This window comes from Mesorhizobium sp. M0296, from assembly GCF_040321675.1.
Classification (GTDB): domain Bacteria; phylum Pseudomonadota; class Alphaproteobacteria; order Rhizobiales; family Rhizobiaceae; genus Mesorhizobium.
In genome coordinates this window covers 213,950-230,578 of sequence record NZ_JAMYRZ010000005.1, presented here as the reverse complement: position 1 = coordinate 230,578, position 16,629 = coordinate 213,950, and the positions used below count along the sequence as shown (strand labels likewise).

At 61.6% G+C, this 16,629-nt stretch carries 11 protein-coding genes, 1 tRNA gene and 3 pseudogenes; 14 read left to right on the top strand and 1 reads right to left on the bottom strand.

Translation table 11 applies throughout. The annotated features are described in order from the left end of the window. Positions 1-827: 827 nt before the first annotated feature. Both NKI97_RS08040 and NKI97_RS08035 read left to right on the top strand, forming a co-directional pair. Complete coding sequence (locus tag NKI97_RS08040) at positions 828-1,019, top strand: DUF6494 family protein (protein ID WP_023679340.1); 192 nt, start codon at positions 828-830, stop codon at positions 1,017-1,019. 110 nt (positions 1,020-1,129) lie between these two features. After that, positions 1,130-1,285 (top strand): annotated as a pseudogene (locus tag NKI97_RS08035) (NAD(P)-dependent oxidoreductase); the annotation flags it as partial. A 29-nt stretch (positions 1,286-1,314) separates the two neighbouring features. Here the strand turns inward: NKI97_RS08035 and selD are convergent. After that, positions 1,315-2,391, bottom strand: coding sequence for a selenide, water dikinase SelD (selD, locus tag NKI97_RS08030; RefSeq protein ID WP_352745317.1), 1,077 nt, complete (start codon positions 2,389-2,391; stop codon positions 1,315-1,317). Between the two features lie 479 nt (positions 2,392-2,870). Between selD and fdnG the strand changes: the two are divergent. The 12 genes and pseudogenes from fdnG to NKI97_RS07970 all read left to right on the top strand — a co-directional run bounded on the left by fdnG (position 2,871) and on the right by NKI97_RS07970 (position 16,590). Then, a pseudogene (fdnG, locus tag NKI97_RS08025) lies at positions 2,871-5,949 on the top strand (formate dehydrogenase-N subunit alpha). Positions 5,950-5,961: 12 nt separating this feature from the next. Then, positions 5,962-6,912 carry a formate dehydrogenase subunit beta gene (gene fdxH, locus NKI97_RS08020; RefSeq protein ID WP_352833432.1) on the top strand — a complete coding sequence of 317 codons (951 nt, stop codon included), beginning with the start codon at positions 5,962-5,964 and terminating at the stop codon, positions 6,910-6,912. Then, positions 6,899-7,597 carry a formate dehydrogenase subunit gamma gene (locus NKI97_RS08015; protein WP_352750143.1) on the top strand — a complete coding sequence of 233 codons (699 nt, stop codon included), beginning with the start codon at positions 6,899-6,901 and terminating at the stop codon, positions 7,595-7,597. The genes fdxH and NKI97_RS08015 overlap by 14 nt, the downstream gene beginning before the upstream one ends. 114 nt (positions 7,598-7,711) lie before the next feature. Next, positions 7,712-8,632, top strand: a complete 921-nt coding sequence (gene fdhE, locus NKI97_RS08010) for a formate dehydrogenase accessory protein FdhE (RefSeq protein WP_352833429.1) — start codon at positions 7,712-7,714, stop codon at positions 8,630-8,632. Positions 8,633-8,639: 7 nt separating this feature from the next. Then, on the top strand, positions 8,640-10,061 hold the full coding sequence (selA, locus tag NKI97_RS08005) for an L-seryl-tRNA(Sec) selenium transferase (RefSeq protein WP_352833426.1): 1,422 nt from the start codon (positions 8,640-8,642) through the stop codon (positions 10,059-10,061). After that, complete coding sequence (locus tag NKI97_RS08000) at positions 10,048-10,836, top strand: tetratricopeptide repeat protein (RefSeq protein WP_352833424.1); 789 nt, start codon at positions 10,048-10,050, stop codon at positions 10,834-10,836. Before selA ends, NKI97_RS08000 begins: the two co-directional genes overlap by 14 nt. Continuing rightward, positions 10,833-12,668: pseudogene (gene selB, locus NKI97_RS07995) on the top strand (selenocysteine-specific translation elongation factor); the annotation flags it as partial. The gene NKI97_RS08000 and the pseudogene selB, both read left to right, overlap by 4 nt. A gap of 123 nt (positions 12,669-12,791) precedes the next feature. Next, positions 12,792-12,887, top strand: a tRNA-Sec gene (locus NKI97_RS07990). Positions 12,888-12,902: 15 nt separating this feature from the next. After that, positions 12,903-13,358 carry a hypothetical protein gene (locus NKI97_RS07985; RefSeq protein ID WP_352579372.1) on the top strand — a complete coding sequence of 152 codons (456 nt, stop codon included), beginning with the start codon at positions 12,903-12,905 and terminating at the stop codon, positions 13,356-13,358. 165 nt (positions 13,359-13,523) lie between these two features. Continuing rightward, positions 13,524-14,195 (top strand): aldo/keto reductase, encoded by a 672-nt coding sequence (locus tag NKI97_RS07980; RefSeq protein ID WP_352833463.1) that lies wholly within the window; start codon positions 13,524-13,526, stop codon positions 14,193-14,195. A 222-nt stretch (positions 14,196-14,417) separates the two neighbouring features. Continuing rightward, a complete protein-coding gene (locus NKI97_RS07975) occupies positions 14,418-15,380 on the top strand; it encodes a LysR family transcriptional regulator (protein ID WP_352833422.1) in 963 nt (320 codons plus the stop codon). A gap of 196 nt (positions 15,381-15,576) precedes the next feature. Further along, the gene (locus NKI97_RS07970) at positions 15,577-16,590 is read left to right on the top strand and encodes an amino acid ABC transporter substrate-binding protein (protein WP_352833419.1); all 1,014 of its coding nucleotides are present in this window, start codon (positions 15,577-15,579) and stop codon (positions 16,588-16,590) included. Positions 16,591-16,629: the final 39 nt, after the last annotated feature.

The window sequence follows — 16,629 nt, the reverse complement described above, 5'->3', positions numbered from 1 at the left end:
CGCCAGAGGAACGCTGATATTTGGGTTGCTTGACCGGGAGGGGGCAATCGCGAAGGCAAACGTTGGAAAGGTCGTCGATCACTTCGGCTCTGACTCCGGACTTGTCGAATGCCTAATGTGACCCGACATCCTCGACGCGATGCCTGCAGACCATCACCCGCAGCGCAGCAGACAACGAAAGTCTCCGCTGGGCTCTGCCCATCAGGCAGGCCGTGCTTTGTAAAAGCGGCACCAACCATCGGGCTGATTTCACCCGCGACAATCTCGGATGCATTCGGCTTCAGGAAATGGGTGCACCCGGCGCAGCGGCGATCTTTGTTTGGAACATCCTAATAAAGCGCCACAGGCTTTGGGGTTGTTTCGGCGCCGCGCGCCGCAGGCTGACCTGTCATGCAGGAAGCAAGCCCACCTGCACCGGCAAATCGCTGCGCCGGTCGTCGACACCTTAAGAAATTTCCGGCGAGACAGCGCTTGGCCTGGCTCACGTTGTGCCGACCCGCAATTTATCTCACCACGATCTTCTTTAATGATCTTTCCTCCCAATCGAACCCAAGGAAGCGCCGAGTGCTGATCAGATCGATTTGAGGTACTCGATCAGATCACTCTTTTCCTGATCGGTCAGATCAAGGCCGAGATGGCCGTCATAGTGCTCCTTCTGCGCAAGACGTCGATCGGTTCCACTCCTCCTGCCAGGGGTCGATCAAGTTAAGGACCCGACGTCTCCTCCCGGCTCGAGGTCTAATTCAATAAAACCGTGCGTCGCCGTCCTGCTTCCTTGATCCCTTGCCTTCCCTTACAATCCCTTCCGGACACAGAGGAGTTCCGCCATGAGCGAAGACGCCGTCAACATGTCGATCCGCAAGTTCCTGAAGGAAGTCGGCGTCACCTCCCAGCGCAAGATCGAGGAGACGGTGCGCGAAGGGCAAATCGGCGGCAAGAAGCTGAAGGTCCGCATGACGCTGACGGCGGAAGGCACCGGCCTCAACCACGTGGTGGACGGCGAGATCGAACTTCCATAAGCCGGGCGAAGCGACCTAGCGAAACGGCCGACGCGGCCGAAACGGATCAGCGGTTGGAATGGCGTCTGGCCGGGTCGATGTAGTACCGCTCACCCCACGCTCTTGCGACTCTGAGGGAACGCGAAAGACCGACCCTAAGCGGAAGCTCGCTCGCTCCGGGTCAATTCACGGCCATGACCCTTTACGTGTTTGAGCGTGAACCGCTGGAGGCTTCATCGCCGTTGTGGACTCATCCCAGGGTGACCATCACACCTCATGTCGCGAGTTTCTGGGTGGATTCTCGCGGAGCGGCCGTTCAGGCCTCTACTACTATTGTCGGCGCGCCGGGCCTGGCATGGCCGATGATGCGAGCCGAAGGATAGCCGTCCGCGACGATCCTCTCGACGAGCGCCGCTGCGTGGTCGGTCTCGCAAGCAACCAGCAACCCGCCCGAAGTCTGTGGATCCGTGAGAAGATGGCGTCGCCACTCGGGCATGCCGGGAGGTAAGCTTACCGCGTCGCCATAGCTCGCCCAGTTGCGCCGCGATGCGCCGGTAACGTGGCCGTCGACCGCGAGCGAGGCAGCTTCGGAAAAGAGCGGCACGTCGTGGCTGCAAATTATCAGCGTGCACCCGGCACCGCGTGCCATCTCGAGACCATGTCCGAGCAAGCCAAATCCGGTCACGTCGGTGACGGCGTGGACGCTCGCGTCCTGCGCCAGCTCCGATCCGATCCGGTTGAGAAGGGTGGTGGAGGCGATCATTTCGCGATAGCCGCTCTCGGAAAGCGCCTGCTTCTTGATGGCGGCGGAGTAGATGCCGACGCCGAGCCCTTTCGTCAGGATCAAGGCGTCACCCGGCCTGGTGTCAGAATTGCGTCGGATATCTCCGGGTCGGCATGTGCCGATGACTGCGAGGCCATAAATCGGCTCCGGCGAGTCGATCGAGTGGCCACCTGCAACCGGGATTCCGGCGTCGGCGCAGACAGCTTCGCCACCTTTCAGGATTTCGCGGACCATGAGCGTCGGGATCTTGTCGAGAGGCATCCCGAGGATCGCCAGCGCCATGATCGGCCGGCCACCCATCGCATAGATATCGGACAGGGCGTTGGTTGCGGCAATCCGGCCGAAATCGTAGGGGTCATCTACCATAGGCATGAAGAAGTCGGTGGTCGCGATGACGCAAGTCGCGCCGTCGAGTTGCCAGACTGCCGCATCGTCGCCGGTCTCCGTGCCGACGAGAAGCTGATGATAGGGACTGGCAGCCGCCGGATTAGCGAGAAGCTGCTGCAGCACTGACGGTGCCAGCTTACAGCCGCAACCGCCGCCATGGGCGAGGCTGGTCAGGCGCACAACGGGCGCATCGGTTATTTCGGGCGAGAGGGCGATTGCCATAGTCGTCGAGCCTCCTCTGCTGGCACGCTTTAGTAGGGATCAAGGTCAACCGGAATGGAAAATACGATCGCGCCAACGCACGGCGCGTTTGGAGCACGCTTGCTCTCAGCGGATTTCATTAAGTTAGGAAAGGCAAGCACCGTATCCGGCGTGCGAGGCATCGCCGTCATTGGGTATCGATCGAAAGGCACCCCGACCCGCGGGAGCTGTTTCATCGCCACGCTTTACAGTATGGTAATGCGTTCGTTTTCGTCAATCGCAGTCGCGGTCACGAAAAGATGACAAGAATATTCAACAATAATACACAAAGCCGATTTGCGGGCACAAGCCTGTTGCAGGAAGGCGGTTCGGAGGGGCACTTTTGCTGCACCGTACGCACCTCGTTCTTTGGCATTGATTTTATGTGGTCCGAGACTAGTTAGTCGGATTGAACCGTTGGTTCGAGTTGCCTTGTGGGGCATCGGCTTCGGGAGGAACCCATGAACATCGATCTTTCTCGACGCGCGTTCCTGCAAACAGCAGGCGCGGGTCTCGCCGGTACTACGCTTGGAGCCCTCGGCTTCGGCGATAGCGAGGCCGCACACGCGGCGGCTATACGGCCCTTCAAGCTCGCGAACACCACCGAAACACGCAACACCTGTCCATACTGCTCGGTGGCTTGCGGCATAATCTTGTATTCGAAGGGCGATCTCAGAAAGGGCGAGCCGGCCGAGATCACCCATATCGAGGGTGACACTGATCATCCGACCAATCGCGGCACCTTGTGCCCCAAAGGGTCGGCCCTGCTCGGATTTGTCAAGTCGCCGACCCGTCTGCAACATCCGATGATCCGCAAACCGGGCTCGGACAAGTTCGAGCCGATAAGCTGGGAAGACGCGCTCGGCCGCATCGCCCGCCTGATGAAGGACGATCGCGACAAGAACTTCGTCGCGACGAACAATGACGGCGTGACGGTCAACCGGTGGATCACCACCGGCTTCCTCGCCGCCTCGGCTTCGACCAATGAAACCGCGTTCGCGACCTACAAGGTGGTCCGCAGCGCGGGCATGCTGGTGTTCGACAACCAGGCACGTGTCTGACACGGCCCGACGGTGGCGAGTCTCGCCCCAACATTCGGCCGCGGCGCAATGACCAATTCCTGGACCGACATCAAGAACACGGATCTCGTCGTCATCATGGGCGGCAATGCCGCGGAAGCGCATCCTTGCGGCTTCAAATGGGTCACAGAGGCGAAGGCCAACCGCGGCGCCAAGCTCATCGTCGTCGACCCGCGCTTTACGCGCTCGGCTTCGGTGTCGGATCTTTACGCGCCGATCCGCCAGGGAACGGACATCGCCTTCCTGCTCGGGCTGATCAACTACTGCATCCAGAACGATAAGGTGCAATGGGACTATCTGAAGGCCTTCACCAACGCGACGTATGTCGTCAAGGAGGGCTTCACCTATCAGGACGGCCTCTTCTCCGGCTATAACGAAGCGAAGCGAGACTATGACAAGTCCAGTTGGGACTATGACATAGGCACGGACGGCTTTGCCGTTGTCGACGCGACATTGGCCAATCCCCGCTGCGTCTGGAATCTGCTCAAGAAGCATGTCGCGGTCTACACGCCGGAGATGGTCGAGCGCATCTGCGGCACACCGAAGGACCGGTTCCTGAAGGTGGCCGCAATGGTCGCCGAGACGTCGTCTCCGACCAAGGCGATGACCTCGATGTACGCGCTCGGCTGGACCCAGCACTCGAAGGGCTCGCAGAACATCCGCGCCATGGCGATGCTGCAGCTTGTTCTCGGCAATATTGGTATACGCGGCGGCGGCATGAACGCGCTTCGCGGTCACTCCAACATCCAGGGGCTGACCGACCTCGGGCTGATGTCGAACCTGCTGCCCGGTTATCTGACGCTGCCGACCGAGAAGGAGGTCGATCTGGCAGCCTACATGTCGACCCGAGGCTTCAAGCCGCTCCGGCCGAACCAGATGAGCTACTGGCAGAACTACAGGAAGTTCTTCGTAAGCTTCCAGAAGTCAATGTGGGGCAACGCGGCAACGCCGGAGAACGGCTTCGCCTACGACTACCTGCCGAAGCTCGACCTGCCGGGCTACGATCTGCTGCGGGCTTTCGAGCTGATGCACCAGGGCAAGATGAACGGCTATTTCTGCCAGGGCTTCAACCCGCTACAGGCAGCTCCGAACAAGAAGAAGGTGATCGAGTCCCTCTCGAAGCTCAAATACCTCGTCATCATGGATCCGTTGGACACGGAGACGGGCCGGTTCTGGGAGAACCACGGGCCGTACAACGATGTCGATCCGTCGCAGATTCAGACGGAAGTCTACCAGCTTCCCTCCACCCGAGGACGACGGCTCGCTGGTCAATTCGGGGCGCTGGCTGCAGTGGCATTGGGCCGGTGGCACGCCCCCCGGCGAGGCCAAACGCGATACCTGGATCATGGCGCAGCTCTATCTGCGCCTGAAGGGGCTCTACACCAAGGAAGGCGGCGCCTTCGCCGAGCCGATCGTCAAGCTCAACTGGCCTTATGCCGATCCCGGCGATCCGAAGGCCGAGGAGCTTGCCCAGGAGATCAATGGCAGGGCGCTCGCCAGGGTAACCGACACGGCCGACCCGACAAAGGTGCTGGCCGAGGCCGGAAAGCTCTTGCCGGGCTTCGCCGCGCTGCGCGACGACGGCTCCACCTCCTGCGGCTGCTGGATCTATTCCGGCTGCTTCAACGAAAACGGCAACAACATGGCCAGGCGGGACACCACCGATCCTGACGAAACCGGCGCCTATTCCAAATGGGCGTTCTCATGGCCCGCCAACCGCCGCATTCTCTACAACAGGGCGTCGGCTGACCTCACCGGAAAGGCTTGGGATCCAAGCCGCAAGGTGATTGAATGGGACGGCACGAAGTGGTCGGGCTACGATGTCCCCGACATCTTGCCAACGGCAAAGCCCGATCAAGTAGGCCCGTTCATCATGAATCCGGAAGGCGTCTCGCGCCTCTTTACCCGGGGCATGATGCGCGACGGACCATTCCCGGCGCATTACGAGCCATTCGAGTCACCCATCGCGAACCCGATAGCTCCCAAAGTTCGCGGCAACCCCGCAGCGCGGGTGTTCGAAGGAGATATGGCCCAGTTCGCCGAATCGGCTTCGCAGGAGTTCCCCTACGCGGCGACCTCCTACCGACTGACCGAGCATTTCCACTTCTGGACCAAGCACGTCATCACCAATGCGGTGATGCAGCCGGAGTTTTTCGTGGAAATTTCGGAACAGCTTGCGGCCGAGAAGGGCATCACCAAAGGCGGCTGGGTGCGCGTCTGGTCGAAGCGCGGTTCCGTTGTGGCGAAGGCCATGGTGACCAAGCGGATCAGGCCGCTCACCTGCGATGGCAAGACCGTCCACATCGTCGGAATACCATTGCACTGGGGCTTCACGGGAGCGGCGAAGAAAGGCTTTGGCCCGAACATGCTCACCCCCTTTGTCGGTGACGCCAACATCGAGACGCCGGAATACAAGGCGTTCCTTGTCAACATCGAGCCCATCGTCGGGCCGGTAGCGTAGGAGGAGTAAGCGATGTTTCCTCCACTTCCAAATCCTTCGACGACGGATACCGCACCGCGTTTTTCCGACAAGGACCTCATCCGCCGCTCTGCCTCGACGGTTCCCGCGCCCGAGCAGCAATTGACGGAAGTCGCCAAGCTCATCGATGTTTCGAAATGCATCGGCTGCAAGGCGTGCCAGACGGCCTGCATCGAGTGGAACGACACGCATCCGGAGATCGGCTTCAATGCCGGCGTCTATGAGAATCCTGCCGATCTGACGCCGGACATGTTCACGCTGATGCGCTTCAGCGAATGGGACAATCCCGAGACGAACGAACTCGAATGGCTGATCCGCAAGGATGGCTGCATGCACTGCGCTGACCCGGGCTGCCTCAAGGCTTGTCCGGCACCAGGCGCCATAGTGCAGTATTCGAACGGCATCGTCGATTTCGTCCATGAGAACTGCATCGGCTGCGGCTATTGCATCAAGGGTTGCCCGTTCAACATTCCGCGCATCTCCAAAGTCGATCACACGGCCTACAAATGCACGCTCTGCTCCGACCGCGTGGCTGTCGGCCAGGGACCAGCCTGCGCCAAGGCCTGCCCGACCCAGGCAATCGTGTTCGGCACAAAAGACGAGATGAAACAGCACGCCGACGGCCGCATCAAGGACCTGAAATCGCGCGGCTATTCGAATGCCGGCCTCTACGATCCGCCCGGCGTCGGAGGGACGCATGTGATGTATGTGCTGCACCATGCCGACCAGCCGGAACTCTATTCTGGTCTGCCGAAGGAGCCGAAGATCAGTCCGCTCGTGGAGGCGTGGAAGGGCGTGACCAAATATGCCGGCCTCACCATTCTCGGCGTGGCGGCCGGCGTCGGCCTGCTTCACCATCTGGTGATGGGACCGAACAGGGTCTCCGAGGCGGATGAGGAGCATGCCGAAGAGCTGACGGAAGGCGACAACGATGGCCGCATATGACGTGAAGCCGAACGAGCAGGTACATCCCGGCAAGCCAGTCATCGTGGACCGCTACACGGTGAGCGCGCGGATCAACCATTGGATCACGGCGGCCAGCCTGATCCTGCTCGCCTTGTCCGGCCTTGCCATGTTTCACCCGAGCCTGTTCTTCCTGTCGGGGCTGTTTGGCGGCGGCCAGTTCACGCGCTTCATTCACCCATGGATCGGCGTCTTGCTCTTCTTCAGCTTCCTTGGGCTTTTCCTTCGGTTCTGGAAGGCCAATTTGTGGAGGCCCGAGGACGGAACGTGGCTCGCCCGTTTCCGTGACGTATTGTCCAATCACGAGGACAACGTTCCCGACGTCGGCAAGTACAATGCCGGCCAGAAGCTCGTCTTCTGGTCAATGTCGATCCTCATCATCATCCTGATTTCGAGCGGCATCGTCATCTGGCAACAATATTTCGCCGCTTACACCACGATCGGCCAGCAGCGGGTGGCGCTGCTTGTTCATTCGATCGCTGCCGTGGCGATAATCGGCGTCTGGATTATCCATTTCTATTCGGCCATCTGGGTACGCGGCACCATTCCCGCCATGACGCGCGGACGGGTGACCGGCGGCTGGGCTTGGCGGCATCATCGCAAATGGCTGCGTGAACTGGTCGCAGGCAAACCGGACGGACGTTCGGGATCGAATCCCGCCGAATGAGCGGGTATTTGTTTTTACGCAATTCCGGACGGAAAACCGTTACACACTTTTCGTGGAATTGCTCTGGAGCAGTATCAAGCCGACCACGTGGCCCGTGAGGTTCGTGAGGTTGAAATGCCAAAGCAACAAGATCCGTCACGCCCTGACCCGACTGTAATCGGCGAGGTCTCGGCCCCACCCTTTGCGCGCCTGCCTGATCCGCGGACCTTGTTCATTCGCCGCTCCGAGCGATTGGATGTGTTGGCGGATGACCACCAGCTCGGCCCCTATCTCCGCTTCCTTTCTGCACTGACGGATGCGCAGCACCGCATCCAGGACGGCTTGCCGGAGATCGAATTGCCGACCGCGGAGGCGCGCGAGCGCGCACGAACCTTCGGTATGCCGCCGCTCGATCGCAGCCAATCCACTTCGGATGCCGCCCTTGGAATGACGCTCGGCCGCCTGTTCGAAGTGGCAGCCACGATCGAAAAACCCAAGGCGGCCGCAGCCGCCTTGGACAGGCTGGCGAATATCGATGCGTCCGGGGTCGACTCCATGGTGCGCAATGTGCTCACCGATGCGATCCCAATGAACGCGCTTGCCGAGCATGTCTATGTCGCGGCCGCGCTGCAGGTTCACTTTGCCCGCCTCGCGGCATGTCTCGACAGCTCGAAGCTGGTTCCGGTTGCCGACGGCGCCTGTCCGGCCTGCGGTGGGCCGCCCGTATCCTCGATCATCGTCGGTTGGCACGGCGCACACGGGGCGCGGTTCTGCGTCTGCGCGCTGTGTGGAACATTGTGGAACCACGTCCGTGTCAAATGTACGCTGTGCGGCTCGACTAAGGGGATAGGCTATCAGGAAATCGAGGGAGGCCCTGGCACGGTCAAGGCCGAGACCTGCGATGCATGCGGCTGCTATGTAAAGATCCTGTACCAGCACAAGGATCCGGCTCTCGATCCGGTCGCCGACGACGTGGCGACGCTCGGCCTCGACCTGCTCGTCCGCGAGGGTGGCCATCGCCGCGGATCGTTCAATCCGTTCCTTGTTGGCTATTGAGGATACGATGACCGCTTCATCCGCAAACCCTTTGCGCAATCTTCCGTCGGTCGACCAAGTGCTGAGGACCCCGCTGGCGGCGGCCGCAATCGAGCGCTTCGGACGGCAGGCCGCGACGGAGGCCATTCGCCGAGCCGTCGCCGATGCGCGAATGGCCTCCCGCAATGCCGCAGCCGTCGTGCCGGAGGCAAACGATCTTGCCGGCGACGCGCTCGTGCAGCTCAGGGACGGCGAACGCTCTTCCCTGCGCCCCGTTTTCAACCTGACCGGAACGGTGCTGCATACCAATCTCGGACGAGCCCTCCTCGCGAAAGAGGCGGTCGAGGCTGTTCGGCTGGCGATGCGCGAAGCGGTGGCTCTCGAATTCGATGTCGAGAAAGGCGAGCGCGGCGAACGGGACGATCATCTTCGATCGCTCGTTTGCGAGCTGACCGGAGCCGAGGATGCAACCGTCGTCAACAACAACGCGGCTGCCGTCCTTCTCGTGCTCAACACGCTGGCGCTCGGTCGCGAAGCGATCGTTTCGCGAGGCGAGTTGATCGAGATCGGCGGCTCTTTCCGGATGCCCGAGATCATGACGCGCGCCGGCGCCAGGCTTGTCGAGGTCGGCACCACCAACCGCACGCATCGCAAAGACTATGTCGCGGCGATCGGCCCGGAGACCGGGCTCATCCTCAAGGTGCACACGTCGAACTACCGGGTCGAAGGATTCACGGCCGAGATCCGGGCACCCGAGCTCGCTTCAATCGCAAAGGCGCATGGGGTACCGCTGGTCCATGATCTCGGTTCGGGCACGCTGGTCGATCTAGCCCGCTACGGCCTTGGGCGCGAGCCGACCGTGCGCGAGGCGGTCGCCGACGGCGCCGATCTCGTCACATTCTCCGGCGACAAGCTGCTTGGCGGTCCGCAGGCGGGTTTCATCGTCGGCCGCAGGGACCTGCTCGCAGCGATCAGCCGCAACCCGATGAAGCGGGCGCTCAGGGTCGACAAGCTTCGTCTGGCCGCGCTCGAGGCGACGTTGAAGCTCTACCGCGACCCCGACCGCCTGGCCGAGCGCCTGCCGACGCTAAGGCTGCTCTCGCGCTCGGTGAGGGAGATTGCAGCGCAGGCAAAGCGCCTTGCTCCCCTGGTTGCTGACGCCGTGGGCGACGCCTTTGCGGTCGACACGGTGGAGTGCCGGAGCCAAGTCGGATCCGGCGCGCTGCCGCTCGAAACTGTGCCAAGCGCCGGGCTTGCTCTCAAGCCGCGCTCAGGGAGCGGCCGGGCGCTCGAAGCGCTTGCGGCTGCGCTGCGTGGGCTGGGCGTCCCTGTGATCGGGCGCATCGAAAACCAGGCGCTCGTGCTCGATTTCCGCTGCCTGGAAGACGAGGCGAACTTCATCGCCAATCTAGCCGGCTTAAATCCGGGAGGAACCGATGCGCTGGCTTGACCGCCTTGCGCGCCGCCCAGCCGAGACGCCTGTGGCCGCACGCATGACCGAGGCCCTCGAAGCCGCGCGGCGAGGCGATCATGCCGTGGCTCTCTCCATATGGGAGCCGCTGGCTCACCAGGGCGTTGCCCGCGCTCAGAACAATATCGGCGCCTGCTTCGCCGAAGGGCTCGGCGTCGAGCGTGATGCGGATATGGCCTTTCGCTGGCTGGCGCTCGCCGCCGAGGCAGGAGATCCTGTCGGGCAAAGGAACCTGGCGTCGCTCTATTTCCGCGGCGAAGGCGTCGAGCAGGACTTTCGCCGGGCGGCCGAGCTCTATCGGGCCGCGGCGGAAACTGGCGACGGACCGGCGCAGGATATGCTGAGCTGGATGCTGCTGGAGGGCGAAGTGATGGCTCCCGATGCCGGCGAGGCGCGACGCTGGGCGCTTGCCGCGGCCGATCAGGGCATCGCATCCGCTATGACCCGGATCGGCATGCTTTATCACAATGCGCTCGGCGTGCCGCGCGATCCGGACGAGGCTGTCCGCTGGTGGCGCCGTGCTGCCATGCGAGGAGACGCCGAAGGGCAGGCAATGCTCGGCGCCGCCTGCCATCTTGGTACGGGCGTGCCGGCTGACGCGGTCGAGGCGCTGGTTTGGCTCCTGCGTGCCGAGGCAGGCGGCAGCGCCCTTGCCCGCCGCTATCTGGCTGCGGTGCGGGCCGAATTGAGCGCGGGCGATGCCGCCGAGGCCGAGCGTCGCGCCGCCGCGCCGTTGCCGGAGACCGCATCATGATCGTCGGCACGGCGGGACATGTCGACCATGGCAAAACTGCGCTGGTGCATGCGCTGACTGGTATAGACACCGATCGTTTGCAGGAGGAAAAGACACGCGGCATGACGATCGATCTCGGCTTCGCCTATTTGCCGGTGCCGGGTGGGGATAGCATCGGTTTCGTCGATGTTCCCGGGCACGAGCGTTTCGTACACACGATGCTCGCCGGCGCCAGCGGCATCGACTTCGTGTTGCTCGTGGTGGCCGCCGACGACGGCGTCATGCCGCAGACCCGGGAGCATCTCGCCATCGTCGATCTGCTCGGTGTCAGGCGCGGCGCCGTCCTGCTCACGAAATGCGATCTGGCCAGTCCCGAGCGCCGTACCGCGGTGGCGAGCGATATCCGCTCGGTGCTTGCCGGGACGATGCTTGCCGAGGCCCCCCTGATTCCCGTCTCGGTCGTTACAGGCGAAGGTATCGATGAACTCAGGTATCTCTTGTTCGAGGAGGCGTCGCATCTTGCCCGGCGTGCAGTTTCGGGCCGTTTTCGACTAGCGGTGGACCGCTCGTTCACGCTGCGCGGCGTGGGCACCGTCGTGACGGGCACCGTGCTTTCGGGTTCTCTCGGTACTGGCGACAACGTGGTCGTAAGCCCGTCAGGATTGCTTGCGCGGGTCCGATCGATCCACGCCCAGAACCGGCCGACTGAACGTGGTCGGGCGGGAGACCGTTGCGCGCTCAATCTGACCGGCGAAAGGGTTTTCAAGGAGGCGATCCGGCGCGGCGACGTAATTGTCGATCCGAAGCTTCACGCGCCGTCGGACCGGATCGATGCAAGCCTTCGCGTTCTGCCGGGTGAACGCAAGCCGATCGGCCAATGGTTTCCGGTGCGGCTCCACCATGCCGCGACGGAGGTCGGGGCACGCATTGTACTCCTCGGAGACGAACCGATCGGGCCTGGCGGCACGGCCAATGTTCAATTGGTGCTGGACAGTCCGATCGCGGCCACTGCCGGAGACGTTTACGTGGTGCGCGACACGTCCGCGCAGCGAACCATCGGCGGCGGACATTTTCTCGATCTGCGAGCGCCCAGCCGCAAACGCCGCGCGCCGGAACGGCTGGTCCAACTCGATGCCCATGCGCTATTGGCGCCCGAACTGGCCGCCGCCGCACTCCTTGATGCGCCGCCCCACTATTTCGACCTGAAGGCTTTCGCGCGCGACAGGGCGCTCAGTGACTGCGAGACGGAAGGCCTGATCGATCAACTCGGGCTTGTCCGTTTTGCCGTCGGAGAAATGCTTCTCGTGCTGTCGCCAGAGCGCTGGTTGCGATTCAAGCGCGACTTGGCCGCGACCCTGGAGAACTTCCATGCCGACAATCCGGATTTGCCGGGCGTAGGAATGGAGAGACTGCGTATTGGGCTTGATCCACGTCTGCCGGCTCCCTCTTTCATAGCAGTTCTGCGGAGCCTTTCGCATGCTGGAGAAGTTGCCTTGGACGGCGCCTGGGTGCGGCTGCCCGGTCATGAGGCGCACCTGACGGCAAAGGATGAAACTCTCTGGCTGCAGATCCAGCCTCTCATCGGCGGACCCGAACAATTCCATCCGCCGAGAGTGTGGGATATTGCCGAGGTGCTGGCCGCTCCGGAGACGGAAATCCGGCGGCTTCTGAAGCTTGCCGGCCGCATGGGGAAGGTCCACGAGGTCGCTCATGATCACTTCTTCCAGCGCCAGGCGTTGGCGCAGATCGTTGAGATCGCGCGCGACCTCGCTGCGTCGATGCCCACAGACGAGTTCGCCGCTGCTCAATTTCGCGATCGCGTGGGCAGCGGACGCAAGGTCGCCATCCATATCCTCGAATTTCTCGATCGGCACGGCGTGACGCTGCGGCGGGGAGACTTGCGCCGTCTGAACAGGCGCAGGCTGGACCTGTTCCGCCTGACAGGTGAGGGTGAGCCGCCGATGGCGCAAATTTCTGGAGGAGCATCGTCCCCGGTGGGGCGTCCGGACTTCAAATCCGGGAGGGGCCGCGAGTCGGTCTCTGGTGGGTTCGACTCCCACTCTCTTCCGCCATCCTAGTGAGCCAAGATGAACCCGACGGCTTCCTTTCTGAATGACCTGAAAACGACGGCTGAGACCGCCAGGACAACCGAGGCAAGCTTCAGGCGACAAGCGGCCAATCAGATCGCGGTTCTGGAACAGGAGCGCGCTTTCGCCTTCAGGCGGCTCAACCTCATGCAGGCGATCTCGGACGCCGTGGCCTCAGCCGAAAGTGAGGAGATCGCCGTGGCCAGCGCTTTGGCCGTCCTGCGCTTGCGGCTCGGCTGGAATGCGGACAGCGAGGCGCGCACGGAAGCGATCACGCATTTTGGCCCCGTTGCGCTTGCGTTGTTCCAGGCTGCGAAGCTGCCCGAGGACGAACCCGCCACCAATATCGGCGAGGCCCTTGCGATTTTTGAGCATTGGTACTCCGAATCCCGGGGATCGTCGTTCTGGTTGCTATTCGAGCACCAGATCGTGGACACGCCGCTGGTCGACTTTTGACCGACGGACTTTTCGGCATACCCGGATGTGAAAGCAGAGAGCGCAACGTCGCTTTATTACCGACGACACGATACGGTAACCGGCGCCTCGGTCACCGCCGCAAGCAGCTGCTTTGGGGGCGGACGCCGGAAGCCGTTCACTCCCATGACATAGGAGCCATATCGCATCATCGACAAGGCGCGCGAGCAAGGCATCAACTTCATCGACACCGCCGACGTCTACCACAACGGCAAGTCCGAGGAAGTCGTCGGTCGCGGCATCAAGGCGACGCGCGATCATTGGGTCGTGGCGACCAAGTTCGTCAACTCGCATGACAAGGGGCCTAATCTCGGCGGCCATTCGCGCAAATGGGTGATCCAGACGGTCGAGAACAGCCTGCGCCGCCTTGGAACAGACTACGCCGGCCGCGGTTTGGGTGCAGCATTCACGCGGCAGGAATTGACGCCGGAGGCGCTGAGTGTCTTGGGGGCTGTCGAGCAGGCTGACGCGCTGATCGTCACGACGCCGGTCTACAACGGCTCCTATGCGGGCCTCTTCAAACATCTGTTCGATCTCATCGATCCGCTGGCGCTCGTCGACCGGCCGGTCCTGATCGGCGCAACAGGCGGCGGTCAACGCCACGCTCTGGTGGTCGAGCATCAGCTTCGCCCCCTGTTCGGCTTCTACTCGGCACTGACGGTGCCAAGTGCCGTCTACGGCAGTGACAGCGACTTTTCCGACGGGAAGCTCACGGACCCGCAGGTTCTGGCGCGGGCCGGGCAGGCGGTGGACCAGTTCGCCACCCTGGTTTCGGCACGGCAGCCGAAGCGCCAACAGGTCAGTCTGGCCTCAGCCTAAGGGGCAGCGAGTCGTAGACGTCCCTGGTCCTTAGGTTCGCCAGACCATACGAGAGAATGCGAAGGAAATGGGTTGGCGAACCCTCCGCTAACGTATTGATTTCCCAGTAGGGAACGTTGACCCTGCAGGTCGAAGGGTCGCATTTGTTCGCCATGGCATCGTTCGCGCGTTGGAAGCGATGTTAGCATGCGGGCGAGGCATGATGAAAACGGGGAAGGTCTCATGAGTTTGGATGATATCGATCTCAATTTGCTGAGAGTGTTCGACGTGATGATGCGTGAAAGGAGCGTAACGCGCGCAGCTGCCGAATTGGGAAGAACACAATCAGCTGTAAGTCATTCCCTATCGAAGCTTCGCTACCTGTTGCAGGATGAACTGTTCACGAGAGACGGGGGCGAAATGCGACCAACCCCTCGGGCAGTGGAGTTGCTGTCAGATATTTCTGCTGCGCTGGCGACGATCCGCGCGTCGATCGACCGGCATCAGATCTTCAATCCAGCAACGACGCGACGCAACTTTCGCGTGGGACTCACTGACTATCACGCCATGATATTCATCCCAGGGCTCATTCGAGAATTTTCGAGGCAAGCGCCTGGCGCGACGCTGAACGTCATTCCCGCAAACGGACCCGAAATCGGTTCATCGGTCTATTTGAGACAAGTCGACTGTGCACTGACGGGAGCGGCAATACGCGACGACCCAGGTCTCTTGAAGGTGGAGCTTGGCCAGGATCGATTGTTTTGCGCGGTGTGGAGTGGAAGCAAGATCGCCAGGAACGCAATGACACTGGAAACATATTTGGCCAGTTCTCACCTGCAGATTTCCGCAGATGGTCTGGCAGAAGGTCTCGCGGATGCCGCCCTCAAGCAGCATGGTCTCCGGCGCAATGTCGTTGCGACCATCTCGAATTATCTGGTGCTGCCCTGGGCGCTTCGCGGCACTGATCTGATTACTCATTGCGGCGATGCAATCCTGCAAATGCTGGACGAGAGGAGTGAGGTGACGTTGGTCCCGCCGCCCCTTCCCGTTTCGAATGTGAATGCCTGGCTCATTGTTCACCGCCAGATGGCGAATGACCCGGGTACCAAATGGCTCCGGGAAATAATCATGAGCATCTACAACGAGTCGCGGACCGAGAGAGACCAAGGGTCAACTGTCGGAGCACCGGGGTTGGCTGCACCATAGGTCGCGCGCGCCGTCGCTCATTCGATTAGCCCGCCCCAAGCAAACTAGCCCGATCAGCACCCAAGCTCCCTTTCACCCGAGAGCGAGTGCCTCCTCAATTATGAATGACGCTCATTTTCGCAATGAGAACAGTCAATTTGACGAATAGTCATACTTGAGGCCACATTCCCTTCAACAAAAACAGGGGAATACCGAAATGAGATCGATGTTCAAGGGCTTTCTTGCCCTCGCTATCGCGTGCACCGCCTCCTCGGCGTGGTCCGCAACCCTCGACAATGTCAAGAAAAATGGCGTGCTGACGTGTGGCACAAATTCGGCCACGGCTGGCTTCAGCCTTCCCGATAATGAAGGCAAATGGACCGGATTTGTGGTCGACTATTGTCGCGCCGTGGCCGCTGCCGTGCTCGGGGATGCGCAAAAGGTTAAGTTCATCCCATTGACGCCAAAAGATCGCTTCACCGCCTTGCAGTCGGGGGAGATCGACATTCTTGCACACAACGCAACATGGACATCGTCGCGCGATACGTCGCTCGGCATCCTGTTTGCGGGGACGTACTTCTATGACGGTCAGGGATTCATGGTGCGCAAGGCGGACAACATCACATCAGTCAAGGGGCTCGAGGGCGCATCGATTTGCGTCACCCAGGGCACCACGACCGAGTTGAACCTTGCCGACTATTTTCGCTCGCAGTCGATCAAGTACACCACGGTTGGTTTCGCCGACGAGGAAGCTGTCGTGAAGGCTTACGAGGAGGGGCGTTGCGACGTCCTGTCGGCGGACACCTCCACCTTGAACGCATCGCGGCTTCGCATGGCCAAGCCGGACGACAGCATCGTTCTTCCCGAACTGATCTCCAAGGAGCCGCTTGGCCCGGCAGTGCGGCAGGGAGACGACCAGTGGTTCAATGTGGCTAAGTGGACGCTTTACGTCATGGTGGCCTCCGAAGAATACGGGGTCACCTCCAAAAACGTTGATGCGATGAAGTCGTCGGACAATCCCAGCATCCGCCGTCTGCTTGGCGGGGAAGGCAGCATCGGCAAGGACATCGGGCTCGGCGACGACTGGCCGGTCGAGGTGATCAAACAGGTCGGTAACTACGGCGAAGTGTTTGATCGCAATGTCGGCAAGGACTCCCCGCTGAAAATGGAGCGCGGCATGAACGCGCTCTGGAACAAAGGCGGCGTTCAGTACGCTCCGCCGATTCGCTAGGCAAAGCATGGTTGCAAGGCGCTGGCGCGTTACCGCCAG

Bases quoted from the DNA above. Each gene is read 5' to 3' on its own strand.
- NKI97_RS07970 (WP_352833419.1), top strand. From the start codon at position 15,577: ATGAGATCGATGTTCAAGGGCTTTCTTGCCCTCGCTATCGCGTGCACC.
- NKI97_RS08040 (WP_023679340.1), top strand. From the start codon at position 828: ATGAGCGAAGACGCCGTCAACATGTCGATCCGCAAGTTCCTGAAGGAA.
- selD (WP_352745317.1), bottom strand. From the start codon at position 2,391: ATGGCAATCGCCCTCTCGCCCGAAATAACCGATGCGCCCGTTGTGCGC.
- NKI97_RS08000 (WP_352833424.1), top strand. From the start codon at position 10,048: ATGCGCTGGCTTGACCGCCTTGCGCGCCGCCCAGCCGAGACGCCTGTG.
- fdhE (WP_352833429.1), top strand. From the start codon at position 7,712: ATGCCAAAGCAACAAGATCCGTCACGCCCTGACCCGACTGTAATCGGC.
- NKI97_RS07985 (WP_352579372.1), top strand. From the start codon at position 12,903: ATGAACCCGACGGCTTCCTTTCTGAATGACCTGAAAACGACGGCTGAG.
- NKI97_RS07975 (WP_352833422.1), top strand. From the start codon at position 14,418: ATGAGTTTGGATGATATCGATCTCAATTTGCTGAGAGTGTTCGACGTG.
- selA (WP_352833426.1), top strand. From the start codon at position 8,640: ATGACCGCTTCATCCGCAAACCCTTTGCGCAATCTTCCGTCGGTCGAC.
- NKI97_RS08015 (WP_352750143.1), top strand. From the start codon at position 6,899: ATGGCCGCATATGACGTGAAGCCGAACGAGCAGGTACATCCCGGCAAG.
- fdxH (WP_352833432.1), top strand. From the start codon at position 5,962: ATGTTTCCTCCACTTCCAAATCCTTCGACGACGGATACCGCACCGCGT.